Here is a 26,464-nt window from a genome sequence, read left to right as displayed (position 1 = left end):
TGCTGTACCGGTAGAATCTACTAGCAGCAAGCGGGCCAACCGGAAAGAGGACTATGACAAGAATAACATTTTGTTGATGCCTTATGTAAATCCTTAGTTTCCAAACGAGAAGATTACCGATAGTATAGAGTTGATTTACGGCGTAGTAGTGCGCTGTACCAGAAATGAACAATTAATTTTGGCGGCAAACGTTTTTGGCAAGGTGGTTGCAAAACCATTTATACGAAAGGCAGCAACCACTTTTGATTTTGTACCGAGCCATTCTTTGCTGCTTTTCTCTTTACTTCACACCAACACACTAACCTCCCCCAACCCCATGAAGAACCTTCGTTCGTTGTTCGCCCTACTGATGGCGGTGTTGCTGCTGGGTAGCAGCTCCGCTGAAGCTCAAACGACTACTACCGCCAAAAAGCCCTGGAGCAAAACGGCTAAAGGTGCCGTTATTGGTGGCCTGGGTGGTGCCGCCGGCGGTGCAGTGCTGGGCCGCGTTATCGGCGGCAAATCGGGTACCGCCAAGGGTGCCATCATCGGAGCTGCCGTGGGTGGTGCCGGTGGAGCCCTCATTGGCCGCCGCATGGATAAGCAGGCTGCTGAGCTGAAGAAAGAAATGGCCGGCGCCAAAGTGGAGCGCGTAGGTGAGGGTATCAAAATTACCTTCGACTCGGGCCTGCTGTTCGCCAAGAATTCGTCGGCCCTGACCTCGGCTGCCCAGGATAACATTCAGGAGCTGGCCAAAACCCTCATCAAGTACGGTGATACCAACGTAATTGTGGAAGGCCACACCGATATCAGCGGTACCGATGCCATCAATAACCCCCTCTCGCAGCGCCGGGCCCAGGCCGTGGCTAATTACGCTCAGCAGCAAGGCGTTGATGCCTCGCGCTTCACGGTAACCGGCTACGGCTCAACCCAGCCCATTGCCGATAACTCGACGGAAGCGGGCCGCGTAGCCAACCGCCGCGTGGAAGTAGCCATTTTCGCCAACGAGAAGCTGAAGAAAGCCGCCGAGAAAGGCACCATCTAAGCAAGTACGCAGCAGTTTTTTAAGCGGCCCTGTCACCTGTTTGGTGGCAGGGCCGTACTGTTTTCAGTGCTATCTGCCTTGTTTCCTATGCCCTCAACCTACAATTCATCCGCCGCCGAGAAAACCCGGGAAAACCACGCTATCCTGAACGAGTTTTATCCGCCGCTTACCCTGGATAAGCCCCGCCGCTCTCCTATGCGGGAGCTGATATCCACCGTTTTGTCGCACCGTACTACCCACGCCGACGAGGAGCTGGCCTACGACCGGATGCTGGACGCTTTTGGGGACTGGGCCGGGGTGCTGGCCGCACCTACAGCGGAGCTGGCTCATGCTATTCGCACTACCCGTTGGCCCGATACCCAGGCCCCGCGCATTCAGGAAATTCTGCGGCGCATTCAGGCGGAGCGGGGGGAGTTTGCGCTGGATTTTCTGGCTGAGTGGCCCACAGAAAAAGGTATGGCCTGGCTGAATGATATGCCAGGAATTGGCCTGAAAACGGCTTCCCTGGTCATGCTCTTCAACTTTCATAAACCAGTGCTGCCCGTAGATACGCATGTGCACCGCATTGCCCAGCGCGTAGGCATGATTGGCCCCAAAGCTTCGGCCGACAAGGCCCACCAAGTACTGCTGGAGCAACTGCCCAAGGATGCCCTCACGCTGCTCAACTTTCACAAACACAACTACTGGCACGGGCAGAAAATCTGCTTCTACGCCAAACCCGACTGTGCCCGCTGCCCGCTGAAAGGGTTCTGCAACTATTACCTGGAGCACTATGGGCCGGCCACTCCGGAGGCTTTGGCGGCCACCCCCAACCAGTGGAATACTGCCTGGGGGGAGCTGGCGCATTAGGTAGTTACGTAACCGCAACTGGCCGTTTGCTGTTAGCTTTGGGTTGGTGTTGCTGCTATTTGCTGGCTGCCACTTGCTAAAGCTCCCCCCATGCGCCTTGTTCGTCACCCGGTTCTGTGCAATTACTACGTCACGTATCGGTGCAATGCCAAGTGCTCCTTCTGCGACATCTGGGAGAAACCTTCACCCTACATCACCCTGGCTGATGTGGAGCAAAACCTGCGCGACTTAAAGCAGTTGGGCGTGTCGGTGGTGGACTTTACGGGCGGCGAGCCGCTGTTGCACCGCCAGATTCACGAGTTTCTGGGGCTGGCCCACGACATGGGCTTTATTACTACCCTTACTACTAATTGCCTGCTCTACCCCAAGTACGCCGAGCGGCTGCGGGGCAAGGTAGATATGCTGCACTTCTCCCTGGATGCCTCCGAGAAAGAGGTGCACGACCGGGGTCGGGGCGTGGCCTGCTTTGATTTCGTGCTGGAAAGCATTCGGGTAGCGCGGGAACTGGGGGAGCGGCCGGATATCCTGTTCACGGTGTTTCGGGAAAACCTGGCGGACCTGGAAAAAGTGTACCGGGAAATCACCCAGCCGAATAAGCTGATGCTGATTCTCAACCCGGCCTTTGAATATAACTCTGTGGCTACTGGGGAGCAGCTGACGCCTGAGGAGCTGGATTACCTATCGGCGTTTGGCAAGCGGCCGGGCGTGTACCTGAATGAGGCCTTTATTCAACTTCGGCGCGACGGGGGCAACCACGTAGCCGCGCCCGTGTGCCGGGCAGCCAGCACCACGCTGGTCATTTCGCCCAGCAACGAGCTGGTGCTGCCTTGCTACCACCTGGGCGAGCAGAAATTCCCGATTGAAGGCCAGCTGCTGACTCTCTACAACTCCCCCCAAGTGCAGCAGCTGGCGGCCCTGGAAGGCCGGCTGCCGCAGTGTGAGGGCTGCACCATCAACTGCTACATGCAGCCAAGCTTCGCCGTGGAAACCAGCAAATACTTTTGGCAGGCCTTACCCAGCACCCTGAAGTACAACTGGGAGAAAGGCACCTGGAAGCGGATGCTGACGCGGTAAGAGTGTAATTGTGAGGATAAGCCGGCTGCTCGGCCTGGGGCATCTGTGAAGCATATCTTTCCAACGTCAAGTACTTAACTATCAACCTCATCTTTTCTATGCCTGCTCTTATCCTGCCGGTTCAAGGGAAAGCCCCACAATTTGGGGCAGATTGTTTCATTGCGGACAATGCCACGGTAGTTGGCGACGTAACGCTGGGCCGGGGCTGCACCGTGTGGTTCAGCGCCGTAGTGCGCGGCGACGTGAACAGCATCCGGGTCGGCGACGAAACAAACATCCAGGACGGGGCCGTCATTCACTGCACTTACCTGAAAGCGGCCACCGTCATCGGCTCCCGCGTGAGCATCGGGCACAAGGCCATTGTGCACGGCTGCACCGTAGAAGATGATGTGCTGATTGGGATGGGTGCTATTGTGATGGACCGGGCCGTGGTAGGAGCCGGCTGCATTATTGCCGCCGGAGCGGTGGTGCTGGAAGGTACCCAGTGTGAGCCAGGCCACCTCTACGCTGGTATTCCGGCCCGTAAAATAAAGCCAGTAAGCGAGGAGCAGCGGGCCGGCCTGCGCCAAACAGCGGCCAACTACCAGCTTTACGCTAGTTGGTTTCAGCCAGCATAAGGGAGAGGGATAAGGCTGAGTTGAAAATTGCCGCCGGAACTGTAGCTTCAGGCTTTCAACTTAACCTTATCCCTGTACGCATGCGTTCTTTTTACTCGTATTTGCTGGCGGTTTGCCTGCTGTTTACTGGCGCAACCGCCTCAGCTGCTCCCGCTACGCTTAATCCAGATGGGCCCGGTAAGCCAGCTTTAGTAACCACCCTGCCCGCTAGGCCCGCCTTAGCTTCTGCCCAGCAACAGTCTCCAGCGGAGCAAGCGGCAGTAGCCTCACCTGAGCATGCTCAGAAAAAGAAGAAATCGGGTTCCAGCAAAGTATGGCTGCTACTCGGGATAGGGGCCGCACTGGCCTTGGTGCGTATCCTGCTGTAAGAGCTACGGCTGCCTAACTACGAGCACCAAAAAGCCCCGCCAAGCAGTTGGCGGGGCTTTTTATCGTACTGGCTTACCAGGGCGGGCTACAGGGCTAAGGCCTCGTCCTGTTCTTCGGCTGACTCGTTGAGGTCCGTTACCCGGATTTGCACCAACTCTACGGCGCGGCCGGCCCGTTTCAGTACTCGGAACTCGTAGTTGTCGAGTACGGCCACGTCGCCTACCTCCGGAATGTTGCCATACAGCACGTTCAGCAGGCCGCCCACGCTTTCGTAGTCGTCACCCTCGGGCAGGGGGTAGGGTAGGTATTCGTTGGCGTCGGAAATAGGCGTGGCAGTATTGACGCGGTACTCGTTTTCGGATACTTTTTCCACTACGGGTACCTCGTTGTCGTACTCGTCCTGAATTTCGCCCACCAGCTCTTCCACAATATCCTCCATGGTCACAATGCCGGATACGCCGCCAAACTCATCCGACACAATGGCCATGTGCATGTGCTTGCGCTGAAACTGACGCAGCAGGCGGTTAATCTTCTTGGTTTCGGGCACAAAGTAGGCCGGCCGCATGATTTTGGCCAGTTCGATGGGCTGCTGCTGCCGGATAATCTGGAGCAGGTCTTTCACGTAGAGCACGCCCACAATATTGTCGATGTTGCCCTGGTACACCGGAATCCGCGAGAAGCCTTCGTTGTAAACGGCCTCCAGCACGGCCTCCTCGGGGGTGTTTACATCAATGGCCGAAAGCTTGGTGCGGGGCACCATAATCTGCTTCACCATCCGGTCGTTGAACTCGAATACGTTTTCCAGCAGCTCGTGCTCGGAGTCCTGAATTTCGCCGCCCTGCTTACTCTGGTCCAATAGCAGGCGGAGCTCTTCGGTGGTGTGCACCTCGTGCTCGGAGGCCGGAGCAATGCCAATCAGCCGCAGAATGGCGTTGGAAATGCTGTTCATCACCCAGATAACGGGGAAGGTGATGTAATAGAAGAACTGCAGCGGCACCGCTACCACTATGCTAGTAGCCTCGGCACGCTGAATAGCCAACGACTTGGGCACCAGCTCGCCAAATACGATGTGCAGCAGCGTAATCAGGCCGAAGGAAATGGGTACGGCAATGCCATGAGCCCCAGCCTCGGTTATCTCGTAGCCCAGCGCGTGAATAATGCGCAGCACAATTTCCACCACCACTTTTTCGCCTACCCAACCCAGCAGCAGGGAAGCCAAGGTGATACCCAGTTGGGTTGCCGAAAGGTAAGCATCGAGCTTATGAAGCAGGCGTAGCGTCAGTTGGGCGAGGCGGTTACCGCTCTGGGCCCGCAGCTCCATTTGCGAAAGTCGAACTTTGACGAGGGCAAACTCGGCAGCTACGAAAAAGCCATTCGCCACAACGAGCAGAATAGTCAGTAATATGTTTAAGCCCATAGATTCGGAAGCCGGACTCGACCGGTCGGCCTTCCATTGTAGGGCAAAAATACGACATTCGGCGTAAGCGGTTGGAAAATACCCGGCTCCGCTTGTAGGTTGTCCCTCGTACGGGCCTTGTATAGTGCAGCTTTCGTAGTGGAAAAACTACTTTCTGCAGTTAGCTGTTGCGGTTTCTCCCGACCTTTGCTTTTTCCCCGACTCTTCGTCGTTTTTTTTCTGCTTCATGTTCCGGCATACTTCTTTTATTTCCTCGCTGCTGCTAGTGCTCCTGCTCACGCTGGGAGCCAGCGCGCAGGTATTGCAGCCCACCAAGCTTTCCGTGGCCCTCAGTAAGCCTACCGCCAAGGTAGGGGAGGAGCTGGACCTCATCGTGCAGGCCCGCATTGATGAAAAGTGGCACCTCTACGCCACCGACTTCGACCCCGACCTGGGGCCTACGGTGTTTACGTTTACGTTTGCCAAAAGTCCGGCCTATGAGTTGGTGGGTAAGCCCAAATCCATCGGCGCCACCAAGCACTACGACGACGTATTTAAGGGCAACGTCACCTACTTCGAAAAAACCGGCCGCATCACCCAACGAATTCGGGTGCTGCAGCCTGGTTCGCTCACTATCAAGGCCGAAACTGAGTTCCAGAGCTGCACCGACGTGGACGGCCGCTGCATTCCCGGCGAGGAGAGCCTGAGCTTTGGGCCCATTGAGGTAACCGGAGCGGCGGCGGCTCCTGCTACGCCCGCCCCCGCCAAAGGCAGCACTGGCGCAGTCGTAACGCCAACTGCCGCCCCTGCCATTGGTCCTGCGCCCGCAACGGCCACCACCGCCCCCACCGAAACAACGGCTCCCGTAGCTGCCACCGCCGCCGCTACCGTTCCCGATTCGGCTACCCAGCCGGCAATGCAACAGGGCGCCGGCACTTCCGTAGCTGGGGGCGCATCTGGTAGTGCCGTTCAAGTTGCCTCTACCGCCGCCGCGGGTGCTGAAGCCGCTGATTCCGGGCTGCTATCCTTGGCGCTTATTGCCTTTGTTTCGGGGCTTAGTGGACTGCTCACGCCCTGCGTGTTTCCACTCATTCCCATGACGGTATCCATCTTCACGAAGGGCTCCGCCGACCGTCGCCAGGGTATTCTGAAAGCCTTATTCTACGGCTTTAGTATCGTCTTTATTTATGTAGTTGTGGGCCTGCTAACCAGCGTTTTGCTCGGAGCCGATGGCCTCAATCTGATTAGCACGCACTGGCTGCCCAACCTAATTTTCTTTGCTGTGTTCGTGGTATTTGGCATGTCCTTTTTAGGCTTGTTTGAAATCACGCTGCCTCACGGCATGGTTAATAAGATAGACGCTCAGGCCGACAAAGGAGGCTGGGCCGGCGTGTTTTTTATGGCCCTCACGCTGGTAGTAGTGTCGTTTAGTTGCACCGGACCCATTGTTGGCTCTATCCTGGTAATGGCGGCGCAGGGTGGGGGGCTACGGCCGGTTATCGGGATGCTGGGCTTCTCCCTGGCGTTTGCCTTGCCGTTTATGCTGTTTGCGCTGTTCCCAACCTGGCTGAAAAGCCTGCCCAGCTCGGGGGGCTGGCTGAATACGGTGAAGGTGACGCTGGGCTTTGTGGAACTGATGCTGGCCCTGAAATTCCTGAGCATGGCCGACCTGGCGTACCACTGGAACCTGCTCCCCCGCGACTTGTACCTGGTACTGTGGATTGCGCTGTCGGGTCTGTTGGGCGTCTATCTGCTGGGCCGCTTCAAGCTTTCCCACGATTCTGATCTGCCCCACTTGAGTGTGGGCCGCTTGCTGATGGCCGTGCTGGCGTTCAGTTTTATGACTTACCTGATTCCGGGCTTGTTTGGGGCGCCCTTGCCTTTGCTGGCCGGCTACCTGCCGCCCCAAAGTCGCCAGGACTTTTCTCTGGCTGCCAGCGCCGCCCCGGCCATGGCTACGGCTCTACCCAACGCTGAGTGCGAAGCCCCGCGCTACGCCGATTTTCTGGAGCTGCCCCACGGCTTGCCCGGCTACTTTGATTTGGAGCAAGCCAAGCGCTGCGCCAAAGCCGCCAACAAGCCCCTGTTCATCGATTTTACCGGCCACGCCTGCGTGAACTGCCGCAAAATGGAGGCCACCGTCTGGAGCGACCCGCAGGTGATCAAGCGCCTCCGCGAAGACTTCGTGGTGGTAGCCCTATACGTGGATGACAAGTCGCCGCTGCCCCGCAACGAGTGGTATACCTCTGCCCACGACCACAAGGAAAAAACCACATTGGGCAAGAAAAACGCCGATTTGCAGCTCACGGGCTTTAACGTAAACGCTCAGCCCTACTACGTGCTGCTCGACCCCAACTCCCCCGCTGATTTGGCGCATACGCTGGCTACCCCGGTAGCTTACGAGAGCAACGTGGGCAACTTTGTGAAGTTTCTGGATGCGGGCCTGGCCCGGTACCGCCAGCAGGTAGCTGCCCGTTAGCCAGCCATTACTCCCCAGGAAAAGCCCCGCGTCGAACCGTCGTTCAGCGCGGGGCTTTTATCTTGTCGGCTCCTACACCTCTGAAATTCCATCCGTATGTTTTCTCACTTTACCCTTCGCGTGGCTATTCTGGCCGCTTTGTTTGGAGCTCCTGGCTTGCTGCAGGCGCAAACTGCCCCCACCACTACCGTCCCGCCCGTTGATGCTTCCCGCATTACCCTGGTTATTCACGGTGGGGCCGGTACCATCACCCGGGCCCTCATGACGCCGGAAAAGGAAAAAGCCTACCAGGAAGCCCTAAACCAGGCGTTGGATATGGGGTACGCCGTGTTGAAGCGGGGTGGCACTGCCCTGGATGCCGTAGAAGCCAGCGTGCGGTTTATGGAGGATTCACCTCTGTTTAATGCCGGTAAAGGGGCCGTATTCACGCACGAGGGCCGCAACGAGCTGGATGCCGCCATCATGGACGGCCGGACCCTGGCGGCGGGCTCAATAGCCGGCGTAACGGTGGTGCGCAACCCTATTACGGCGGCCCGGGCCGTAATGGAAAAATCGGAGCATGTGCTGCTGACGGGGCCGGGGGCTGAGCAGTTTGCCCGTGAGAAAGGCCTGGATATTGTGCCGCCCAGTTACTTCTACACTGAGGCCCGCCACCAACAGCTTGAGAAGGCCTTGGCCGCGGAGCGGAAACCCGGTACGCCCGACCAGCTGAATGCCCCATCAACTGAAGCCAAAAAGCCCGAGAAAGTTAAAGTCAAGCAGAAAGGCGGCAAGCCTCAGGGGGCTGTTCTGCCCGAAAACCAGATTTTTACGGAAGGTAAGAAGTACGGTACCGTGGGGGCCGTGGCCCTCGACCAATTCGGTAATCTGGCCGCGGCCACCAGTACCGGCGGCATGACCAACAAGCGTTACGGCCGCGTGGGCGATGCGCCCATCATCGGCTGTGGTACCTACGCCGATAATCAGTCCTGCGCCGTGTCCTGCACGGGCTGGGGCGAATACTTCATTCGGGCTACCGTAGCCCGCGACATAGCCGCCCGCATGGAGTATGGCCAGCAGCCTTTGCAACAAGCCGCCCAGGCTACCATTGATAAAGTAGCCAAACTGGGTGGTGACGGTGGCCTGATTGCGGTAGACCGGGCCGGCAACATTACGCTGCCTTTCAACTCGGAGGGGATGTACCGGGCGTACATGCGGGGTAACGGGGAGCGGCAGGTGTTAATTTACAAGCAGTAGAGCCCAGCCTCCCAGGCGCAGATACCAAACTCCTGTTTTGAGAAATTGTTAAATAAAAAGGCTCCGGTGCAACCACCCGGAGCCTTTTTTACCTTTATCCGTGCATTTCTTGTTGGAAAGCCTGACCTTTGCGGCCGAAAAGAAAAGCGTGCACAACCGAAATGAATGGGGCAGAATTGCAGTGGATGTTGCGCAGGCTGGAAAAAGAAAAGGCGGCACCCACCCAGATGCCGCCTCTCGATTCAGAACGTACCCACCCAGATACGCCCCGTTTTTCCTCCTCACATAATCCACCCATTTTTTCGCTGTAGAAGAAGGATTCGAACCTCCATGGAGTAGTTAGCCGGCCGCCGGACCAGTTTTTCCCAAATCTCCACCCCCGAGAGAGGAGGGCGCGTCTGCCAGTTTCACCATTCTACACTGTTAAAAACTATCCGCTGCCGCTTGCGTTGGATTATGACAAATGTACTAGGTTGGTTGAAGTAATAAAATAATTTCAGACATTTGTAAAAAAAATTACATACTTTTTAATAAAGTCTTGTTTTCATTGCAATATAGGTAATCAACACCCTGAAAAATGGCTCGTAATTACGAACTTGACGACACTGACCGGAAGATTCTGGCGCTGTTGATTGATGACGCTAAAATGCCCTACACTGAAATTGCGCGGAAAGTGCATGTTTCGGGCGGTACGGTACACGTACGCATGGCCCGCCTGGAGGAACTGGGCATTGTACAGGGCGCTACGCTCAAGATTGACTACCAGAAACTCGGCTACGGCGTACGGGCATTTCTAGGTATTTATCTGCAGAAAAGCTCCGTGTATGAAAGCGTCGTAACGGCACTGCGGCTGATTCCGGAAGTAGTAAGCATCGACTTCACTACCGGGGCTTACGGCATCTTTGCTCGCCTGATTTGTCGGGACACCAACCACCTGCGGGAAGTTTTGCACGAGCAGATACAGCTGATTGAGGGCATTGAGCGTACCGAAACCCTGATTTCACTGGAGGAGGCCTTCAACCGCCCCATTCAGTTGCAGGAGATAGAGGAGGGCGAGAACTAGGCCCTTTTAGTAAGCAAGCTTGCTTGTTGGCGCCGCTGCCCCACCTTGGTGAGGTAGCGGCTGCTGCATTTTCAGGGCATTAGTAAGCTCGAGAGTACCAATGAGGAATTGGCCCCGAGCTAGCATTAATTGTATTTTTTTGGTGAAGTTAAAAAGGGGCTTGGGGCTTGATTTGCTGCGGGTTATATTTCGTGTATTCGTTTCGGGACTACATTAGTATTGGCTACCGTATGAGAATCCACCGTGCTTTTCTCTTGTCCCTAGTAGTGGTAGCCCGCCTTGCGCAAGGGCAGAGCTTGCCGGCCGTGTACCTGAACGACCAGGACGAGGCAACCATCCCGGATAGTGCCACCCATTACCGCATTGTAGACCGCAAAAATGAGCTCCTCGGCACTTACGCCATGCGCGAGTATGCTCTGTCTGGCACGCTGCTACTGAAAGGTACCCTCTCCGCCATTGATCCACCAGTCCGCAACGGGTTGGTGACCTGGTACCACCCCGACGGGAGTAAAGCCAGCCAGGTACATTACCACGATGACGAGGCCTCCGGCCTATACTTGGGCTGGTACGAAGATGGTCAGGTGAGCCAGCGCGGCGACTACACCGATGGCCAACGGGTGGGCCGCTGGATTACCGTGCACCGTAACGGCCAGAAACGCTCGGAGGGGCGCTACAATGCTGGCCGGCCCGTGGGCGAATGGCGCTACTATTATGATACTGGAGAGCTAAGTGCTATTGAGATGCCTGACCGCCAAGGCAAGCCATTGGCCCTGGCCTTCTTCAACAAAGATGGGTCCCCGTACATGGGCCGCGTACGCACGCGGGAATTGCCGCAGTTTCCGGGCGGAGAAGCGGCCCTGCTCAGCTACATTGCCCGCACTACCAACTACCCGCGCACCCTGCGGCGCAAAGGCATTACCGGTAATGTATACGTGAGCTATACCGTGGGCGAAGACGGACGGGTAGAGCAAGTGCGCGTAGTGCAAGGCCTCGCCCCCGATGCCGACCTGGAGGCCCGCCGGGTAGTGGCTAGCCTGCCAGCCTTCGAGCCTGGCCGTGAGTACAACTTGCCCACGGCCATGACCTTTACCATCCCTATTCACTTCTCCGCCAATTTCTCATTGGCCTCCGGTTTGAAACCTGCCCAGGTACCGCCCTCTGAGGCCCGGGCTGCCGCCCCAAACCTGGAAGAATAAGTGTATCTCGGCGCTGTGGCAGCTGGTAGCTGCAGGCGCACAGCCACAAAAAAGCCCCGGCCTGTATGCAGGTCGGGGCTTTTTTGTGGCTGTGCGCCGCTGGTGCCTAGGCAGTTACCTGCGCATCCAGTTTCTGGGCCAGTACGTGCTTGGGCACTGCGCCAACCTGCTTATCCACAACTTGGCCGTTCTTGAATACCAACAGCGTAGGAATGCTGCGGATACCAAATTTGGCAGAAGTCTGGGGGTTCGAGTCAACGTCAACTTTGCCGATAACGGCTTTGCCTTCGTATTCGCCGGCCAGCTCTTCCACTACCGGGCCCACCATACGGCAGGGGCCGCACCACTCGGCCCAAAAGTCTACCAGTACCGGCTTATCGGAGTTGATGATCTGGTCGAAGTTAGCATCGGTAATTTCGATGGCTTTATGTCCCATAATTGTAGGGTTTTTGATGAAATGAGTCTGTACGCTTGTCTGAGCAGCTTGTACGTACAAGTGGGCCGCAAGGTAGCAGATTGCGTTCCAACAAGCAGCGCGCCGGAAAGTTCACTTCGGCCAGAGTGGCAGATTACTGGCTGGGTTAGTGAAGTTGCCCGATACTATTGGCCCAGCGTGGGCCAACGGTATCGGGCGTTATTCAGCACACGATATTGGCTTAAGAGTGATAAGCCCGGGCGTATTCCTGCGCCCGGTGGCGTAGCTTATAAAACACATATAGATTGAAGAAGTGCATGCCTCCCAAAATCAGGATGATGGTGCCGATTTTGATGCTGAGCGTTTCTACGCTGCCTTGATAGCTGGTTATAGCCTCCGTGGTGCGCAGCGTGAGGGTGGCATAGCCGATATTGACGAGGTAGAAGCCCGTCAGCAGCAGCTTGTTCACGGAGTCGGCCAACTGCTCATTGCCGTGGAAAATATCAACCAAAAACAACCGGCCGTTCTTAAACAGCGTGCGGGCCACCCAAATGGTGAGTAGCACGGTGACGGGCAAATACACTCCGTAAACCAGCAGATAGTAGTTCATGGCGTTGAGAAGTTAAAAGGTGAAAATGGAATGTGAAAGTGAGAAACGGAAAGCCAGGCTTATCATAGAAGAAGGTCAGCTTTGATGCAATCAAGCGGGCAGTAGTAGCTAAGCTGCAAGCTGTGGAAGTAAATCAGCCAAAGCCTGCGGGCAGGTTGGAAACCGGAACTGAAACCCTGCTTCCAATAGCCGCTGCGGCACTACCTTGCGGCTCTTTAGAATCAACTCGGTTTCGGTGCGCAGTAGAAAGGCCCCGATTTCCAGCAGCCATCGAGGTTGCGGCAGGTGCCAGCGCGACTGATAGTGTTGGTCGAGTAAGCTCATCAGGGCGGCGTTAGGTAGAGGTTCGGGCGCGCAAAGGTTGAACGCGCCTTCCAACTCCGGTCGGGCCACCAGAAACTCCACGGCCCGGCAAAAATCCTCGATGTGCAGCCAGCTTACCCACTGCTGCCCATTGCCCTGGAGCGTACTCAGGCCAACCTTTGCTAGCCGGACCATTACGGGTAATGCTCCCCCATCGTGCCCGAGCACAATGGCAGTGCGCAAAGCCAGGCGCCGCGTGCGGGGCGTGGCAGCCAGATTGAACTCGGCTTCCCACTTCTGGGCCACCATCTCGGAAAAGCTGCGCCCAATGCGGCCCGTGGCTTCGGTGTTGGCCGGGGCGTTGCCGGTGGTATGCTCGTAAATAGTAGCGGTGGAGGAATTCAGCCACACGAGGGGTGGGTTCTGGCACTGCGCCACGGCCTCTCCCAGCACCCGGGTACTCTCGGTGCGGCTGCGCACGATGGCATACTTGTTTGCGGCAATCCACTGATTTACCGGCCAGGTTAATGAGTAACGCCGCGCCATCTAGCTTTTTGGCCCAGGGTCCTAGGGTGCGGCCGTTCCATTCCACCTCTCCAAACCGCTTCGCCCGCCGGGTGAGCGTGAGCACCTCGTACCCCAACTGCCGGAAATGTTGGGCCAAGTGCCGTCCTAGAAAACCGTTGCCGCCGGCCAGAATCATCAGGGGTTGGTTCATGGGAGTGAGGATAAAAGGTGAGGCAATGGGTAGACAGAATATGAAATACTATTAATTTAAAACTTTCAATAATTATTGAAATATGATAATAAAAAAATAAGCGCCTCCTAAAACCGGCTGCGCATGAGCTTCATGAACGTGCTGACAAACCAGTTCTCATCGGCTTTAATGAGCGTGTTGGCTGCTTTGTCGGCAAAGTCGGCGAAGCTTTGGATGTTGCCAATCATCTGGGTGAAGGCCTTGGTTTCCTCCGGCGTAGCGGCAGGGGAGGGCTCCACCTGTCTGATTTCGCCCAGCACGCGCATGATGGGGGCCAACTCCCGCTTGTGCCTCTCCTGCAAAATGAGCGTAGCTACCCGGTGAATGTCCTTCTCAGCCGAGAAGAACTCCCGCCGCTCACCCGGGCGCAGTTCCTTGCGCACAAGGCCCCAGTCCATAAGGGCGCGCACGTTCATGTTGGCGTTGCCCCGGGAAATCTGCAGCTGCTCCATGATGTCCTCGGTGCTCAGGGCTCCGGCCGATACCAGCAACAAGGCGTGCACCTGCGCCATCGTCCGGCTCACGCCCCAGGCTGAGCCTAGGGTGCCCCAGCCTTCAATGAACTTGCTTTTGGCTTCGTCGAGTTGCATGGTTCAAATGTAGTAGAGTATTTTAAACTTTCAATAAAAATTGAAAGAATTTTTTTAGGCTATTTCCTGTACAGGCTGATTGGTGCATATACGCTCTATAGCCTTAGTGCCATCTTCGGCTATGTAACATAAGTAATCATCAAAGCCACCGTATACTCGCCCTTCACCATCCATGAACAGGAGTAAATGGTCAGAAAAGGCTGTTCCGATAACACAAAATTGTGAGTGACCGATTCGCTGGGCATAGTCTTTCTGAACCCAACTGACATCAACTCCGGCGCTGGCATCACAAGCGTGAAAGTTCAACTCATCTGATCCACCCTCTTCTCGCTTGAATTTTATCGCTAAGCCGCCAAACTCTTCAAGGAAAGCTGCTACCTCCGGAAACCAGTTATACTTCTCATAGATAGAAAGATACACACGGTATTTAAGGGTCAGAACCTTACGTCCAGTGTACCAGCCGGCTTTCCGTAAGCAAGCTCCTGTCAGAGGCGAGAACCTGCAACCTAGGGCACTATTCAGAATTTCCTGCATGATTGGCGAAAATGAAAACGAGGCGAATATTGCTTCTGAAGATAGAAGATATCCGCCTCGTTCAGCTTACTTCCTGCGCCAACCTAAATCAACTGGCAGGCGTCGATTTCCATTTCGCGCATTTTGCGGATGAACTCCTTGGGCTCGATGCGGTAGCGGCGGGAGTAGGTATCCACGGCGAGGTGCTCGTGGGGCTCGGCGAACTTGATTTCGAGCTTTTTGGAGCCCGCGCAGCCTTCCACGGCTTCCATAAAGCGGTCCATGAAGGGTTCCGTAATGGTACGCAGATCCAGCTGCACGCGCACACCGTTGGCCAGTTTTTCCGCCACGTTGAACAAGGGCTCCATGGTCAGAATCTTGAACTCGAACTGGTCGGAGTCGCGGAAGCGCTGGGCGTACTTGCCCCTAATGTACATGGGCGGCACCTGCTCCTTATCGTAGTTGCGGGGGTTGATGATATTGCTGAAGCGCGAGTAATCGTCGCGGAACAAAGCCAGATTCAACGACGACTCGTAGTCCTCCACGCTGAACGACACGAAGGGCTGGCCGGTCTTGGTAGTTTTAAACAGAACATTGGAAATCAGACCGGCTACTGTTACCTCACGGTTTTTATAATTCTCCACCTTATCCAGCCCGCAGGTACAGTAGGAGTCAATTTCTAGCTTGAAGTCATCGAGCGGGTGCCCCGAGAGGTAGAACCCTACGACTTCCTTCTCACGGCGCAGCAACTCTGTGGCGGGCCAGGGCTCCATATCAGCCACTTTGGGCAGCGGCATAGCCACGGCCCCGAAAGCCCCACCGCCGAACAAGCTCTGTTGGGCGGAATCTTGGTCGGCCTGGTACTGCTGGCCCATTTTTACGGCCTTATCGATGAGATTCTGGTCGCCCGAAGGTGCCTCCACGAACTGGCGACGGTGGTAGCGCTCAAACGAGTCGAAAGCGCCCGACAGCGCCAGACTCTCAAACGTCTTTTTGTTCACGGCGCGCAGGTTTACGCGCTTCGAGAAGTCGAAAATGTCGGTGTAGGGGCCTTTTTTGTCCCGCTCGGCCACAATGCTTTCAATGGCAGCCTCGCCCGCGCCCTTCACGGCGGCCATGCCGAAGCGGATCTGGCCCTTTTCGTTTACGTTGAACTTGAGGATGGATTCGTTCACGTCGGGGCCGAGTACGGGCACGCCCTGGCGGCGGGCTTCCTCGATGAAGAAGGTCACCTTCTTAATGTCCGACATGTTGTTGGTCAGCACGGCGGCCATGTACTCGGCGGGGTAGTTGGCCTTGAGGTAGCCCGTCTGGTACGCTACCACCGAGTAGGCGGCGGAGTGGGAGCGGTTGAAGCCGTAGGCCGCAAACTTCTCCATCACGTCGAACACCTCGTTGGCCTTTTTGGGCTTGATGCCGTGCAGCTTCTCGGCACCTTCGCAGAATTTCTCCCGCTCCTGAGCCATCTTCTTCATGTCCTTTTTACCCATGGCTCGGCGCAGCAGGTCGGCGCCGCCGAGGGAGTAACCGGCCAGAATTTGGGCGGCCTGCATGATCTGCTCCTGGTACACCATAATGCCCTGGGAGTAGTTCAGAATGGGCTCCAGCAACTCGTGCGGGTACTCAATTTCCTCGCGGCCGTGCTTGCGGTTGATGAAGTTCGGGATGAACTGCATGGGGCCCGGCCGGTACAGGGCGTTCATGGCAATCAGGTCCTCGATGTTGGTGGGCTTGAGGTCCTTGAGGTACATGCGCATGCCCTCCGACTCGAACTGAAACGTACCGATGGTGTCGCCGCGCTGGTAGAGCTCGTAGGTTTTGGGGTCGTCGAGCGGGATGTCGTCGATGTTGATGTCGACGCCGTGATTTTTCTTGATAAGCTCCAGGGCATCGACGATAATCGTGAGCGTCTTCAGCCCCAGGAAGTCCATTTTGAGCATCCCGGCGGCCTCAATCACCTTGCCGTCGAACTGGGTTACCAGCAGATCCGAGTCCTTGGAGGTGGACACGGGGATGTACTTGGTGATGTCGTCGGGGGCAATGATGACGCCGGCAGCGTGGATGCCGGTGTTGCGCACCGAGCCTTCCAGCTTGTGAGCCAGGCGCAGAATGTGGCCGCGCAGGTTGTCCGGCGCCATGTCGCGCAGGATGTAATCCAGCTCGGGGTTTTCGGCGAAGGCGCCGGCCAGGGTAGTGCCGGGCTTCTCGGGCACCATTTTGGCCAGCTCGTTGGTCTGGGGCAGAGGCAATTCCATAGCCCGGGCCACGTCCTTAATGCTGGACTTGGCGGCCATGGTACCGAAGGTGATAATCTGGGCCACCTGGGTTTTGCCGTACTTATCCACCACGTAGTCAATCACGCGCTGGCGGTTCACGTCGTCGAAGTCGATGTCAATATCGGGCATCGACACGCGCTCCGGATTCAGGAAACGCTCGAACAGCAGCGAGTATTTGATGGGGTCGATGTTGGTGATACCCACGCAGTAAGCCACCGCCGAGCCGGCGGCCGAACCCCGACCCGGGCCCACGGCCACGCCCATATCCCGGCCTTTGTTGATGAAATCCTGGGTGATGAGGAAGTAGCCCGCAAAGCCCATTGTCTGGATGATGCGCAGCTCGTAATCCAGCCGCTCCTCAATTTCGGGCGTGCGCTCGGAGTAGCGGGGTGGCTTGGTCATCGTGACGATGCCTTTGCCCGCACTCGGCCCAAAAGCCCCCACGTAGGTCAGCTCGCGCAGGAACTCGTCGGCATTGGCGAATGCCGGCGGAATGGGAAAGTTGGGGAGCAGAATGTCGCGCGCTAGCTTGGGCGGCGTGATTTTGTCGACGATTTCGTTGGTGTTGTCCAGGCTTTCGGGCACATCCCGGAACAGTTGGCCCATTTCCTCCTGGCTCTTGAAATAGAACTGGTCGTTGGGGAAGCCGAAGCGGGAGCGGGGGCGGGGCATCTGCGCTTCCTCGTCGATGCGCATGAGCTGGCGGCGCACCTGGTCGTCGGAGCTGGCCAGGGGGCGCAGGTTGTCGAGGTGGTCGTAGAGCACCTTGTTGTCGCCGGAAACCAGGCGGAAATACTTGGTCTGGAAGTCACCCACCGGGATGCTGTGCTCCTCGCCGGTGTTCACGCACAACAGCAAATCGTGGGGCGCAAAGTCCTCCTGATTCACGTAGTGCGAGTCGTTGGTGGCAATGACTTTTACGTTGTACTTCTGAGCCCACTTCAGCAGGATCTGGTTCAGATCCTCCTGGCTTTTGCCCGTATTGTCGATGTTCTCGATACCGTGGCGCTGAATTTCGATGTAGTAATCCTCGCCAAACACGTCCAGCCACCACCGCAGCTGCTTCTCAGCTTCTTCTTCTGTCTTCCAGAGCAGGGCCTGCGGAATTTCAGCCCCGATGCAGCAGCTGGTGGCAATCAGGCCCTCATGGTACTGCAGTAGCAGCTCCTTGTCAATACGCGGATACTTGGAGTACACCCCTTCAATGAAGCTCATGGAGCAGAGCTTGGCCAGGTTCTGGTAGCCAGCTTGGTCTTTGGCCAGCAGCAGCTGGTGGTGGCGCACGTCCCGCTCGCCCTTTTCCCGGCTGAAGCTTTTCTTGTGCCGGTCCTCCACCAAATAAAACTCGCAGCCCACTATGGGCTTCACGTTGTACTTATTCGCCTCGGCCACGAAGTTGAAGGCCCCGAACATGTTGCCGTGGTCGGTGAGGGCTACGGCCGGCATGCCGTCGGTCTGGGCTTTCTTCATCAGGGCCGAAATGCTGGCCTGACCATCAAGCAGGGAATATTGGGTGTGGCAGTGCAGGTGCGAGAAGGTAGGCATGGCAAGCGGCTCCGCGCCGTTAGGGCGCCAAGCGGACAGTAAAGTTACCCACGAATCCGCGGCCGAGAAAGATTGCGCGGCAAGGGATTTTGGCGTACCATAAACAAAGAGGACGGCTATATAGCCGTCCTCTTTGTTTATGGTACGGTGAACCCCGAGCTACGCCTGCGTTTACCGGCTGGCCTCCACCACCAGCACTTCCCCGATTTTCACCGAGGGCTCGGCTTTATCATTCCACTGCTGAAGCTGAGCGGGAGTAGTTTTGTACTGCTTGGCGATGCTGAACAGGGTTTCGCCCTTCTGCACGGTGTGGTGTTGGCCAAGGGAGCCGGCTTTATCGGTCGGGGCGGCTAATTTAGTAACGGGGGCGGCTCCCGACTTAGCAGCCGGCATAAGGCTGTTGGTAGGCAGCGGGTACTTCGGTTTAGCCGCTACTTTGGCAACGGACATATTGATGGTGCCCAACTGAGCTGGAGCCGGGGCTTTCACTGCTACCGGCTTGGCCGTACCCATAAAGCCGGAAGCATGCAACCGCTCGGCTGCCTCCTGCAGCGCCGGGTTTTTGGCGGCCCGAGCATCAAACCCGGTGTACTGGGGGCTGCGCAGGAGGGTATTCAGCTCTACCTGCCAGGGTTGCTGGCGCAGGCGCTGGGCTAATAGTTGCTGCTGCTCGCGCGGCAGGCTGGCAGTGTAGTGACTCAGGCGCTGGTTGAGCACCGGAATATCCACCAGGGCCGCGTCAATGAGTTGTACGGTTTTGGCGTCGTTGGGCTCGAAGTAGATGGCCCGGAGCCGCCGCACGCTCGTTTCAACCAGCCCCGACATGACCCGCACGGAGTCGTTGGAAAGTACGGGCCGCGAAGTAGTAGGCTGAGGGGCTGGCGGAGCCACCTGCTGAGCCTGAGCGGTGAGGGAGGCCAACGAACCGGCCGTTAGCAACAAAGCAGAAGTGAAATGAAAACGCATAAAACCCGAGCGGGTAAAAGCTGAACCGATACGTAAAAAACTAGTTAGCAGGCTTGACAAGCAGCACCTCGCCGGGCTTCACCGAGAAATCCGGCTTGTTATTCCACTCCATAATCTGCTTGATGGTGACGCCGTACTTGCGCGAAACGCTGTACATGGTTTCGCCGGTTTGCACCGTGTGCCGCACTGTTGCCGGAGTTGGGGCAGGTGCCGCCGGGGTTGGTTTGGCGGCAGTTGGAGTGGGCTTTGCGGGTAGGGGAGTAGCAACCGGCGCAGCCTCCACGCTGGGGGCCGAAACGCGCAGTACCTGCCCAATGCGTAGGGCTGGCTGCTGCGGCAGGTTGTTCCAGAGCACAATATCGGCCGGGCGCAGGCCATAGCGCCGGGCCACGGAGTAGAGGTTTTCCTTGGGCTGTACCGTGTGCAGCCCGTTAGCTGGCACAGGCTCCACGGCGGTAACGGGGGCTACCGGAACAGTCGGTTGTGGCGTGCTGGGTGAGGCGGGGCGCGGGGGAGCGACTACTGCCGGAGCGGGTTTAGCCGGAACGGGCGTGGCAGGAGCTGGTACTGCAGGGGAGGGAGCAACCGGGCGGGGAACTGCAGTAACCGGGGCCGGCCGCGAGACGGGCTCAGTTACGGGCTCAGCATCGGTTGGCTCGTCGGCCACCGGGGCCGAAGTTGGCAAAGGTTTCTTAGGCAGAGGTGCCGCCGGGGCCGCAACGGGCGTAGGCGCAGCTGTTGCGGGCCGGGTTGGGGCGGGTGGCAGCTCGTTCAGGTTTTCAGTGTGCTCATCGGTGGCGCTGTCGGGCTGCACTACCACCGTGGAGTTATCCTCCTCCACGGCATCTTCCAACGTCCGGTTTGCGGTGGCTGTGCTACCCATGTAGGGTTCAGCATCCTCCGCCTTCTTTTTCTTTTCGGGCTGTTTGGCCGGTTGCGGGGCCGGTGAGGCGGGCGCGGGGCTGGTGCTGGGTTTTTCGAAGGCCGCCAGGGCTACTGCGTTGCTGCCGTTGGCATACTCCACGGGCACGTTTTTGGGGCGGGTATGCTGCAGCCACAATACGCGGCCAGGCCGTAGTTCCTCGTTGCGGGCCATGCGGTTCTTGCTCCAAATAGCCTTGGCCCGGATGCCATACTTCTGCGAAATGGCTACCACACTCTCGCCGGCTTGAGCCACATGGTACTCCGTTTCGGCTTTGTCGCGCTTCTTCTGCACAAAATAGGGCTGGCCGGCCACGATGTTGTCAAAAGGAAACAGGTCGTTGAACTGCATAAACTTGCGCAGCTTCACGCCGGCCCGCTTAGCCAGACCTTCTTTCGTATCGCCGGGCAGCGCAACCACCGCCCGGAGCCCGTTCACGCGCACAAAGTCAGCGCTTTCGGGGTCGGGGGTTGGGTTGTTGAGGAGCTGACCGGCGGTGGCGTTTTTTTGCTGGGCGGCCAAGGCGGTGAGCTGCAGCGGGTCGGTGATGGGCACCAGCATCGTGTACACCCGGTCGGTGGGCACGGTGGGAGCCAGCAGCCAGCGGTTGTATTTGGCCAAGTCGGCAGGGTTTAGCTGCATGGCCTGGGCCATTACGCTCAGGGGCTGCCCAGCCGGGGCCGGAAACTCCTGAAACAGCAGCGGCGGCTTGGTATTCAGGCCAATGGCCGGCTCAAACGCAATTTTGTGAGCCAGTAGGGTCAGAATATACGGGTGCGTCTGCTCCGAAATTTCCATTTCGGTGGCCCCGGCATCGGTGGGCAGGGTGTAGGGTTTGGTGCCCGTTAGGCCCAGGTTGTAGCTGAGCAGCGCATTGGCCCAGTTGCGGAACGTTTTGTTGTTGCGCAGCAAGTATTGCGCGGCGGCCTTGGACGAGGCCGTAATGTGCTTCCGCTCATCAATGGCTTCGTTCATCAGCAGCCCGTAGTCGGCGGCCGACTCCCGCTTGAATTGCCAGTAGCCCACGGCATCATGAATACTCTGGGCGTCGCCCTGCAGGCCGCTTTCCTGGAGGGCCAGGAAGTGAAAATCCAGGGGCAAGCCTTCCTGCTGAAATACCCGGTCGATGATGGGGAAATACGCATCGGCCAGGGCCACGCGGGCCTGGAAGGAGGCTGGGTGGCGACGCAGGGCATCTACCTTCTGCTGCAGGGCCGCCCGGCCGCCGGGCGTGAGGCGCAGGCGCAAATCGGCCAGGTTAAGCTGGGCCGGTACTGGCACGGTTTGGGCAGCCACCAACAGCGGCAGCCACAGCAACACCAGTAGTACAAGTCGTTTCATAAGCGGGGAAATGCAACCACTCGGAGCCGCTGGTCGGCGTTTGTGCGCTGATGCCGGCCCCGTTAGCCTACAAAATAGCGCAAAAAAAGCCTGCGGTCAGGCGTGTCTGCGGCAAATCCAACAGAATACCGGAATCAGGATAGTGTAGCTGCCGGAGGTGAGTCCATAAGGCCGGACATTAAAAAATAGTCATGCTGAGCGGAGCGAAGGACCTTATCACGCTTGAACAGTTTGTTCAAGCGTGATAAGGTCCTTCGCTCCGCTCAGCATGACAGGGATTCTCAAGGACAAATGCCGACAGCTTACATCCCGCCCCCGGGAGGTAGGCCACCACCCGGCTGGCCGAAGCCGCCCGGACCCCGGCGGCGCTCCGTGGGCGCATCCTGGCCGGGCAGGGCCTCCCCGCGGCCGTTGCTGCCCGCGTAGCTGCGGATGTTGTAGGTGAACATCAGCATGAAGTAGCGCTGCAGAATGTTGGTTTGCACGTCCTCGGTGTAGGCGGCCGTAATGTTGCGCTGGATGCTGTTGTTCTGGCCCAGCAAGTCGAAGGCGTACAGCTTTATTTCCGCCTGCTGCTTCGGTCCGATTTTTTTGCCCACTGAGGCGTTCCAGAGCACGAAATTCTGATTGAAGCCCGCCGATAGGCCCGAGTACAGCTGGTGGTTTACATCCGACTGCACGGTGATGCCCTGGGTAATGATCCAGCTGAAACGCAGGGCCGTGTTCTGGCGGAAATACCGGCTGTTAAGCTGCTGGCGCAAGGTGTTGCGCACGTAGCTCTGGCTGGAGTTGCTGCTCAATGTGAAATCCAGCTGGGGGCTGATATTGCTGCTCAGGGCCACACCTAGGCCGGCCGTGGGCGTGCGGCTGTAGTTCAACTCCCCGAACACCAAACCCGGCGTCTGGGAGTAGGTGCCGTTGGCGTTGATGTTCAGATTTGACTTGATAAAGGCCAGCGGCAGGCTGTAGTTCACGAAGGAACGCAGGGAGTATTGCTGGTCCAGGTTGACGGGGCGGGTGAGCTGGCCACCGGCCGGAATGGTGATGTTGTCGATGGTGATGGGGGCGGTGCCGGCGTAAATGGTGTTGTTGGTGATGTAGCGGTTCACGTAGGAGCCGCCCAGCAGGGCAAAAAACGAGGTCGACTTTTCGGGAACGGCCGAGGAGTAGCGCAGAAACAGGTTGTGGCGGGTTTCCTGGCGCAGGTTGGGGTTGCCGGTGGTCAGCTGCAGCGGGTTGGCGTTATTCACCACTTCCTGCAGCTGGCTGATGCTGGGCGGGTTGGTATTGGAGCGGTAGTTCAGGCGCAGGTTCTGCTGGCGCGAGAAGTTGTAGCGCACCTGGGCGTTGGGCAGCACGTTCAGAAAGCTGCGGCGGGTGCTGCCGGGCCGCGGAAACTCCTGGTCACTGCGGAGCTGAGCATTTTGCACGGCCGCCCCCACTGCCCACTGGAAATCCTTGGTCTGGTAGCGGTACGTCACTTCCCCGGAGTTGGTCAGGTACCGGCTCTGAAATACGCTGCTGAGCGTGTCGTTCAGAATAGAGTACTGCTGCTCACCGGGCGAGAAGTTATAGGTGCGCTTATCGGAGTCGTTGGGCGTGTAGTTGACGGAGTAGGCCAGCTGCAGAATGCTTTTCAGCCCAATAGGCTCAGTGTAGTTCACGTTGCCCGTCCAGGCCCAGCCGGTTTGCTCCAGCTCCGAAAACTGATTCAGCAGCGTGGTCTGGGGCTGGCCGCCGCGGAAAAACGTGGTGCTCGAGAGCAGGTTATTGTCGCCGTTCTTGTCGTTGTAGGTGGTGTTAACGCCCAGCGAGAAGGTGCGGCCCCGGCGCTGAAACCGGTGGCGGTACAGCAGCTGGTTGGCGGCCGTAATGCCCGTGAGGGCCGAGCGGAAGGAGCTGTTGTTGGCGCCCTGGTCGGTGTTGGTGGCGTCGGTGTTTACCTGAAAGGTGTTGCCGTTGAGCAGGCTATTGCCCGTGTTGCGCTGCACCGAGAGGCTGGGCCGCCACAGTAAGGAGTTCAGGGAATCAAACTTGTGCTCCAGTCGGAAGTTGAAGCGGTTATTGATGTTGCGGCTGGTGTTCAGCGAGAGTTCATTGTAGCGCAAATCCTGGGTTTGGCCGGTAGGGGCCACGTAGCGACGCAGCAGGTTGGTGCGGCTGGTGTTGTCGCTCAGGTTCACGAAGTAGCTGCCCTGCACCTCGGTTTTGGTGCCCCACACATCGGAGTAGTTCAGGCCCAGGGCGTGAGTTTTGCTAATACCGCCCTGCTGGCTCACCAGAAAGTCGCCGGAGTTATTGCCCCCGCCACCCCCGAAATTGCCCCCTCCGCCGCCCACGCGGCCACCGCCCTGCCCCCGCTGGCCCTGGCCGCCCCCGCCACCCTGGCGCGAGGAGCCCACCACGCCCAGCAAATCCTCGGTGCCGAAGTTCTGCTCGTTCACGTTGTTGCTCTGGGCCACAACGGAAAACCGTTGCTTGCCTTTAAACACATTAAGGTTGCCGCTTAGGCGGTATCGGTCGTCCTGGGGGCCGTAGCCGGCCAATACCCGCCCAAACTTGCCGTTGCGGAAGCTGGGCTTGGTCACAATGTTGATGGTTTTCTGCTGATTGCCGTCGTCGAAGCCCGTAAACTGGCTCTGGTCGGAGGCCCGGTCGTACACCTGAATCTTGTCAATTACCTCGGCCGGAATGTTCTTGAGCACGGCATCCGGGTCGTTACCGAAAAACTCCTTGCCATCTACCAGCACCCGCTGCACCTGCTCGCCCTGGGCCTGCACCTTGCCGGTACCGGGGTCCACGGTTACGCCGGGCATTTTGGTGATGAGGTCCTGGGCGTTGGCATCGGGATTGGTTTTGTAGGAGCCGGCGTTGAACTGGGCCGTGTCGCCCTTCTGGACGGCGGCCGCGGCTTTGCCCACCACTTCCACACCCTTCAGGGCAATGCCGCCCCCGGCCTGCAGCGTGAGGCTGCCTAAGTTGAGCGGCGCGCCATTTACCTCCACGGTGCGCCGCAGGTTCTGATACCCCAGAAACGAAACCGACAACACGTAACGGCCTGTGGGTACGCCCGCTACCGAGAAAGAGCCATCGGCCTCCACGGCCGCGCCCCGCTTGGTAGAGTCGGGTATCTGGGTGAGCAGCACGTTGGCCCCAATCAGCGGCGACTGGTCTTTGGCATCCAGCACCCGGCCGCTTACCGTGGTGGTTTGGGCCTGCGCCACGCCCATACAGGCCGTGAGCAAAAGCAAAATCAGGAGGAAAGGTCTGAGCATTGGTCGGAGAGGATATACTACAGTGGCAATAGACGCAAAACCTACGTCGGCGTTTAGCTTGCGGGGCCTTTCCTGCGAGAAAAAACCGACCAACCCCGCACTATCATCCCCTCAACCCGCCGCTTTTACCGCTTGCGCACCAACAGTAATCCGTCGCGCAGGGGCAGAAACACGTTTTCTACCCGCTCATCGGCCTGCACCTTATCATTGAAGGCCCGCACCGCAAACGTGTCCTTGTCCGATGGTTTTACCGGGTACTCATCCAACGCCTTGCCTCCCCACAGCACATTATCAATCAGCAGAAATCCGCCGGGTCGCACCTGCGGCAGCACCAGCTCATAGTAGGTGTCGTTGTTGATTTTGTCGGCGTCGATGAACACCAAGTCCCAGGTTTCGGCCAGTGCAGGCACAAGTTCCCGGGCATTACCAATGTGCAGCTGAATCCGGTTTTCCTCGCCCGCCTCCCGCACGTAGCGCCGGATGCGGGTTTCCAGCTCGGGATTCTGCTCCACGGTGTGCAGCAACCCATCCTGCGTTAGCCCTTCTGCCAAACACAGCGCCGAGTAGCCCGTGAAGGTGCCCAGCTCCAGTACCCGCCGCGGCCGGACCATGTGGCTCAGCATACTCAGCAACCTGCCTTGAGCATGGCCGCTCAGCATGCGGGCGTGGAGCAGCTGCACGTGCGTTTCGCGGTTGAGGCGGGCCAACAGCGGGCTTTCGGGCGTGGTGTGGCGGTCGGCGTAGCGTTGGGCGTCGTCGGGGGAGTACATCAGGAAGCTTGGTAAATATGACGCCGATGGTAGCGCGCCCATTCTACTTTGAGGCGATGATCTGGGTGAACCTGCAAAGCACCCGGCAAACCCTGCAGATTGAAATGGTCATCTAGGCTCCAAGTACCCATATCCAGGAGCACATGATGATTAGGACACAGACAAAGTAGATTGTCAAGGGTATCAGGACCATGATGTGGGGCACCGAGTGGCTGAAGATGGGCCGCTTCGGCATACGGCCGAACTGGGTTTGCTAGTCGTTCCAGGCAAACCTGACAGTGGAAATCGTACAACCGCTTTACCCGCAGCATCAGGCTAGTGTCACGGACCAGGCGGTTTACGCTGGTGGTAATGCGCGGCGCTGGCCGATATACAGCGGCCGGTTCCTGCACTTGGGAGGCTGCACGTTCAGGCAGCGAATTTTCCGGTAGCTGCTCCAGTAAGAACCGCCAGATCATAAAGGCGGAGCGACCCCGCTCGTATGAGCAACTGGCAACGCTGTAAAGCCCAGCATATTCATAATACCAAGATGAGCGCGCTTTGGCCGGACGAATCTGGCGTATTACCCGAACGGGAGTTTGCTGCTCGAAGCTGCGGTGCAACGCCAGATTACCACCCGTTAGCGTCTGATCCGCCACCTGCGTGCCTTGCGAGTTGCCGCCTTCGCCCGTGTATAAAATGGTGCCGCCAGCATCCCAGTCATCCTCGTAGCCGCCGGAAAGCACAATGGCTTCGGCCGGAAAGCCGGCAATGGAGGAAATGCCTTTCATCCGGTCACGGTGAATTCCGGCCTCCTGCACCTCGTGGCGGTTTAAGAACTCATGGCCCGGCCTGATAGCAGGCACTGCTCCTAGATATACTGGATTCGGACGAGGCAT

21 protein-coding genes, 1 tRNA gene and 1 pseudogene are annotated in these 26,464 nt (G+C 57.9%); 9 read left to right on the top strand and 14 right to left on the bottom strand.

Annotated elements, in window-relative coordinates; translation table 11 throughout:
- Positions 1 to 316: 316 nt before the first annotated feature.
- The 5 genes from ABIB60_RS09965 to ABIB60_RS09945 all read left to right on the top strand — a co-directional run bounded on the left by ABIB60_RS09965 (position 317) and on the right by ABIB60_RS09945 (position 3,932).
- Positions 317 to 1,024 (top strand): YiaD family glycine zipper/OmpA-like lipoprotein, encoded by a 708-nt coding sequence (locus ABIB60_RS09965; protein WP_354579569.1) that lies wholly within the window; start codon positions 317 to 319, stop codon positions 1,022 to 1,024.
- A gap of 87 nt (positions 1,025 to 1,111) precedes the next feature.
- On the top strand, positions 1,112 to 1,873 hold the full coding sequence (locus ABIB60_RS09960; protein ID WP_354579567.1) for an endonuclease III domain-containing protein: 762 nt from the start codon (positions 1,112 to 1,114) through the stop codon (positions 1,871 to 1,873).
- A gap of 90 nt (positions 1,874 to 1,963) precedes the next feature.
- Complete coding sequence (locus ABIB60_RS09955; protein ID WP_354579565.1) at positions 1,964 to 2,947, top strand: radical SAM protein; 984 nt, start codon at positions 1,964 to 1,966, stop codon at positions 2,945 to 2,947.
- Positions 2,948 to 3,045: 98 nt separating this feature from the next.
- Entirely contained in the window at positions 3,046 to 3,564 is a 519-nt protein-coding gene (locus tag ABIB60_RS09950; RefSeq protein ID WP_354579563.1) for a gamma carbonic anhydrase family protein, read from the top strand.
- Between the two features lie 80 nt (positions 3,565 to 3,644).
- On the top strand, positions 3,645 to 3,932 hold the full coding sequence (locus tag ABIB60_RS09945; RefSeq protein ID WP_354579561.1) for a hypothetical protein: 288 nt from the start codon (positions 3,645 to 3,647) through the stop codon (positions 3,930 to 3,932).
- Between the two features lie 86 nt (positions 3,933 to 4,018).
- On the opposite strand, the gene ABIB60_RS09940 is transcribed toward ABIB60_RS09945, so the two are convergent.
- Positions 4,019 to 5,350, bottom strand: coding sequence for a hemolysin family protein (locus ABIB60_RS09940; RefSeq protein ID WP_354579559.1), 1,332 nt, complete (start codon positions 5,348 to 5,350; stop codon positions 4,019 to 4,021).
- Positions 5,351 to 5,576: 226 nt separating this feature from the next.
- Between ABIB60_RS09940 and ABIB60_RS09935 the strand changes: the two genes are divergently transcribed.
- Both ABIB60_RS09935 and ABIB60_RS09930 read left to right on the top strand, forming a co-directional pair.
- Entirely contained in the window at positions 5,577 to 7,808 is a 2,232-nt protein-coding gene (locus ABIB60_RS09935) for a protein-disulfide reductase DsbD family protein (protein WP_354579557.1), read from the top strand.
- A gap of 96 nt (positions 7,809 to 7,904) precedes the next feature.
- Positions 7,905 to 9,044 (top strand): isoaspartyl peptidase/L-asparaginase family protein, encoded by a 1,140-nt coding sequence (locus ABIB60_RS09930; protein ID WP_354579555.1) that lies wholly within the window; start codon positions 7,905 to 7,907, stop codon positions 9,042 to 9,044.
- 305 nt (positions 9,045 to 9,349) lie between these two features.
- Here the strand turns inward: ABIB60_RS09930 and ABIB60_RS09925 are convergent.
- A tRNA-Glu gene (locus ABIB60_RS09925) sits at positions 9,350 to 9,464 on the bottom strand.
- Positions 9,465 to 9,621: 157 nt separating this feature from the next.
- Here ABIB60_RS09925 and ABIB60_RS09920 point away from each other — a divergent pair.
- Together ABIB60_RS09920 and ABIB60_RS09915 are read left to right on the top strand one after the other, a co-directional pair.
- The gene (locus ABIB60_RS09920) at positions 9,622 to 10,107 is read left to right on the top strand and encodes an AsnC family transcriptional regulator (protein WP_315999342.1); all 486 of its coding nucleotides are present in this window, start codon (positions 9,622 to 9,624) and stop codon (positions 10,105 to 10,107) included.
- A gap of 230 nt (positions 10,108 to 10,337) precedes the next feature.
- The gene (locus tag ABIB60_RS09915) at positions 10,338 to 11,303 is read left to right on the top strand and encodes a TonB family protein (RefSeq protein ID WP_354579553.1); all 966 of its coding nucleotides are present in this window, start codon (positions 10,338 to 10,340) and stop codon (positions 11,301 to 11,303) included.
- Between the two features lie 106 nt (positions 11,304 to 11,409).
- Here the strand turns inward: ABIB60_RS09915 and trxA are convergent, their stop codons facing one another.
- From trxA to ABIB60_RS09855, 12 genes and pseudogenes are all read right to left on the bottom strand, one after another.
- Positions 11,410 to 11,739 carry a thioredoxin gene (trxA, locus tag ABIB60_RS09910; protein ID WP_044003005.1) on the bottom strand — a complete coding sequence of 110 codons (330 nt, stop codon included), beginning with the start codon at positions 11,737 to 11,739 and terminating at the stop codon, positions 11,410 to 11,412.
- Positions 11,740 to 11,959: 220 nt separating this feature from the next.
- A complete protein-coding gene (locus ABIB60_RS09905; RefSeq protein WP_354579550.1) occupies positions 11,960 to 12,328 on the bottom strand; it encodes a hypothetical protein in 369 nt (122 codons plus the stop codon).
- A 108-nt stretch (positions 12,329 to 12,436) separates the two neighbouring features.
- Positions 12,437 to 13,177, bottom strand: coding sequence for an epimerase (locus tag ABIB60_RS09900; RefSeq protein WP_354579548.1), 741 nt, complete (start codon positions 13,175 to 13,177; stop codon positions 12,437 to 12,439).
- A gap of 100 nt (positions 13,178 to 13,277) precedes the next feature.
- Positions 13,278 to 13,334, bottom strand: a pseudogene (locus ABIB60_RS09895) (hypothetical protein); the annotation flags it as partial.
- A gap of 122 nt (positions 13,335 to 13,456) precedes the next feature.
- Positions 13,457 to 13,978, bottom strand: a complete 522-nt coding sequence (locus ABIB60_RS09890) for a GbsR/MarR family transcriptional regulator (protein WP_354579546.1) — start codon at positions 13,976 to 13,978, stop codon at positions 13,457 to 13,459.
- 54 nt (positions 13,979 to 14,032) lie between these two features.
- Positions 14,033 to 14,512, bottom strand: coding sequence for an SUKH-3 domain-containing protein (locus ABIB60_RS09885; RefSeq protein ID WP_354579544.1), 480 nt, complete (start codon positions 14,510 to 14,512; stop codon positions 14,033 to 14,035).
- 83 nt (positions 14,513 to 14,595) lie between these two features.
- Positions 14,596 to 18,312, bottom strand: coding sequence for a DNA polymerase III subunit alpha (dnaE, locus tag ABIB60_RS09880; protein ID WP_354579542.1), 3,717 nt, complete (start codon positions 18,310 to 18,312; stop codon positions 14,596 to 14,598).
- A 171-nt stretch (positions 18,313 to 18,483) separates the two neighbouring features.
- The gene (locus ABIB60_RS09875) at positions 18,484 to 19,278 is read right to left on the bottom strand and encodes a LysM peptidoglycan-binding domain-containing protein (protein WP_354579540.1); all 795 of its coding nucleotides are present in this window, start codon (positions 19,276 to 19,278) and stop codon (positions 18,484 to 18,486) included.
- Positions 19,279 to 19,318: 40 nt separating this feature from the next.
- Positions 19,319 to 21,541 carry a LysM peptidoglycan-binding domain-containing protein gene (locus ABIB60_RS09870; RefSeq protein WP_354579539.1) on the bottom strand — a complete coding sequence of 741 codons (2,223 nt, stop codon included), beginning with the start codon at positions 21,539 to 21,541 and terminating at the stop codon, positions 19,319 to 19,321.
- 302 nt (positions 21,542 to 21,843) lie between these two features.
- On the bottom strand, positions 21,844 to 24,816 hold the full coding sequence (locus ABIB60_RS09865; protein ID WP_354579537.1) for a TonB-dependent receptor: 2,973 nt from the start codon (positions 24,814 to 24,816) through the stop codon (positions 21,844 to 21,846).
- Positions 24,817 to 24,941: 125 nt separating this feature from the next.
- Complete coding sequence (locus tag ABIB60_RS09860; protein ID WP_502915118.1) at positions 24,942 to 25,589, bottom strand: O-methyltransferase; 648 nt, start codon at positions 25,587 to 25,589, stop codon at positions 24,942 to 24,944.
- On the bottom strand, positions 25,586 to 26,464 hold the full coding sequence (locus ABIB60_RS09855; protein WP_354579534.1) for a YDG/SRA domain-containing protein: 879 nt from the start codon (positions 26,462 to 26,464) through the stop codon (positions 25,586 to 25,588). The genes ABIB60_RS09860 and ABIB60_RS09855 overlap by 4 nt, the downstream gene beginning before the upstream one ends.

The organism is Hymenobacter sp. UYP22, assembly GCF_040547285.1.
In the GTDB taxonomy this organism is placed as follows: Bacteria; Bacteroidota; Bacteroidia; order Cytophagales; family Hymenobacteraceae; genus Hymenobacter.
Note: the sequence above shows the minus strand (reverse complement) of the source record. Positions and strands in the feature narration are given on the sequence as shown.

Bases quoted from the DNA above. Each gene is read 5' to 3' on its own strand.
- ABIB60_RS09900 (WP_354579548.1), bottom strand. From the start codon at position 13,177: ATGGCGCGGCGTTACTCATTAACCTGGCCGGTAAATCAGTGGATTGCC.
- ABIB60_RS09905 (WP_354579550.1), bottom strand. From the start codon at position 12,328: ATGAACTACTATCTGCTGGTTTACGGAGTGTATTTGCCCGTCACCGTG.
- ABIB60_RS09930 (WP_354579555.1), top strand. From the start codon at position 7,905: ATGTTTTCTCACTTTACCCTTCGCGTGGCTATTCTGGCCGCTTTGTTT.
- ABIB60_RS09915 (WP_354579553.1), top strand. From the start codon at position 10,338: ATGAGAATCCACCGTGCTTTTCTCTTGTCCCTAGTAGTGGTAGCCCGC.
- ABIB60_RS09935 (WP_354579557.1), top strand. From the start codon at position 5,577: ATGTTCCGGCATACTTCTTTTATTTCCTCGCTGCTGCTAGTGCTCCTG.
- dnaE (WP_354579542.1), bottom strand. From the start codon at position 18,312: ATGCCTACCTTCTCGCACCTGCACTGCCACACCCAATATTCCCTGCTT.
- ABIB60_RS09875 (WP_354579540.1), bottom strand. From the start codon at position 19,278: ATGCGTTTTCATTTCACTTCTGCTTTGTTGCTAACGGCCGGTTCGTTG.
- ABIB60_RS09940 (WP_354579559.1), bottom strand. From the start codon at position 5,350: ATGGGCTTAAACATATTACTGACTATTCTGCTCGTTGTGGCGAATGGC.
- ABIB60_RS09950 (WP_354579563.1), top strand. From the start codon at position 3,046: ATGCCTGCTCTTATCCTGCCGGTTCAAGGGAAAGCCCCACAATTTGGG.
- ABIB60_RS09890 (WP_354579546.1), bottom strand. From the start codon at position 13,978: ATGCAACTCGACGAAGCCAAAAGCAAGTTCATTGAAGGCTGGGGCACC.
- ABIB60_RS09855 (WP_354579534.1), bottom strand. From the start codon at position 26,464: ATGCCTCGTCCGAATCCAGTATATCTAGGAGCAGTGCCTGCTATCAGG.
- ABIB60_RS09920 (WP_315999342.1), top strand. From the start codon at position 9,622: ATGGCTCGTAATTACGAACTTGACGACACTGACCGGAAGATTCTGGCG.
- ABIB60_RS09945 (WP_354579561.1), top strand. From the start codon at position 3,645: ATGCGTTCTTTTTACTCGTATTTGCTGGCGGTTTGCCTGCTGTTTACT.
- ABIB60_RS09955 (WP_354579565.1), top strand. From the start codon at position 1,964: ATGCGCCTTGTTCGTCACCCGGTTCTGTGCAATTACTACGTCACGTAT.
- ABIB60_RS09965 (WP_354579569.1), top strand. From the start codon at position 317: ATGAAGAACCTTCGTTCGTTGTTCGCCCTACTGATGGCGGTGTTGCTG.
- ABIB60_RS09885 (WP_354579544.1), bottom strand. From the start codon at position 14,512: ATGCAGGAAATTCTGAATAGTGCCCTAGGTTGCAGGTTCTCGCCTCTG.
- ABIB60_RS09870 (WP_354579539.1), bottom strand. From the start codon at position 21,541: ATGAAACGACTTGTACTACTGGTGTTGCTGTGGCTGCCGCTGTTGGTG.
- trxA (WP_044003005.1), bottom strand. From the start codon at position 11,739: ATGGGACATAAAGCCATCGAAATTACCGATGCTAACTTCGACCAGATC.
- ABIB60_RS09865 (WP_354579537.1), bottom strand. From the start codon at position 24,816: ATGCTCAGACCTTTCCTCCTGATTTTGCTTTTGCTCACGGCCTGTATG.
- ABIB60_RS09960 (WP_354579567.1), top strand. From the start codon at position 1,112: ATGCCCTCAACCTACAATTCATCCGCCGCCGAGAAAACCCGGGAAAAC.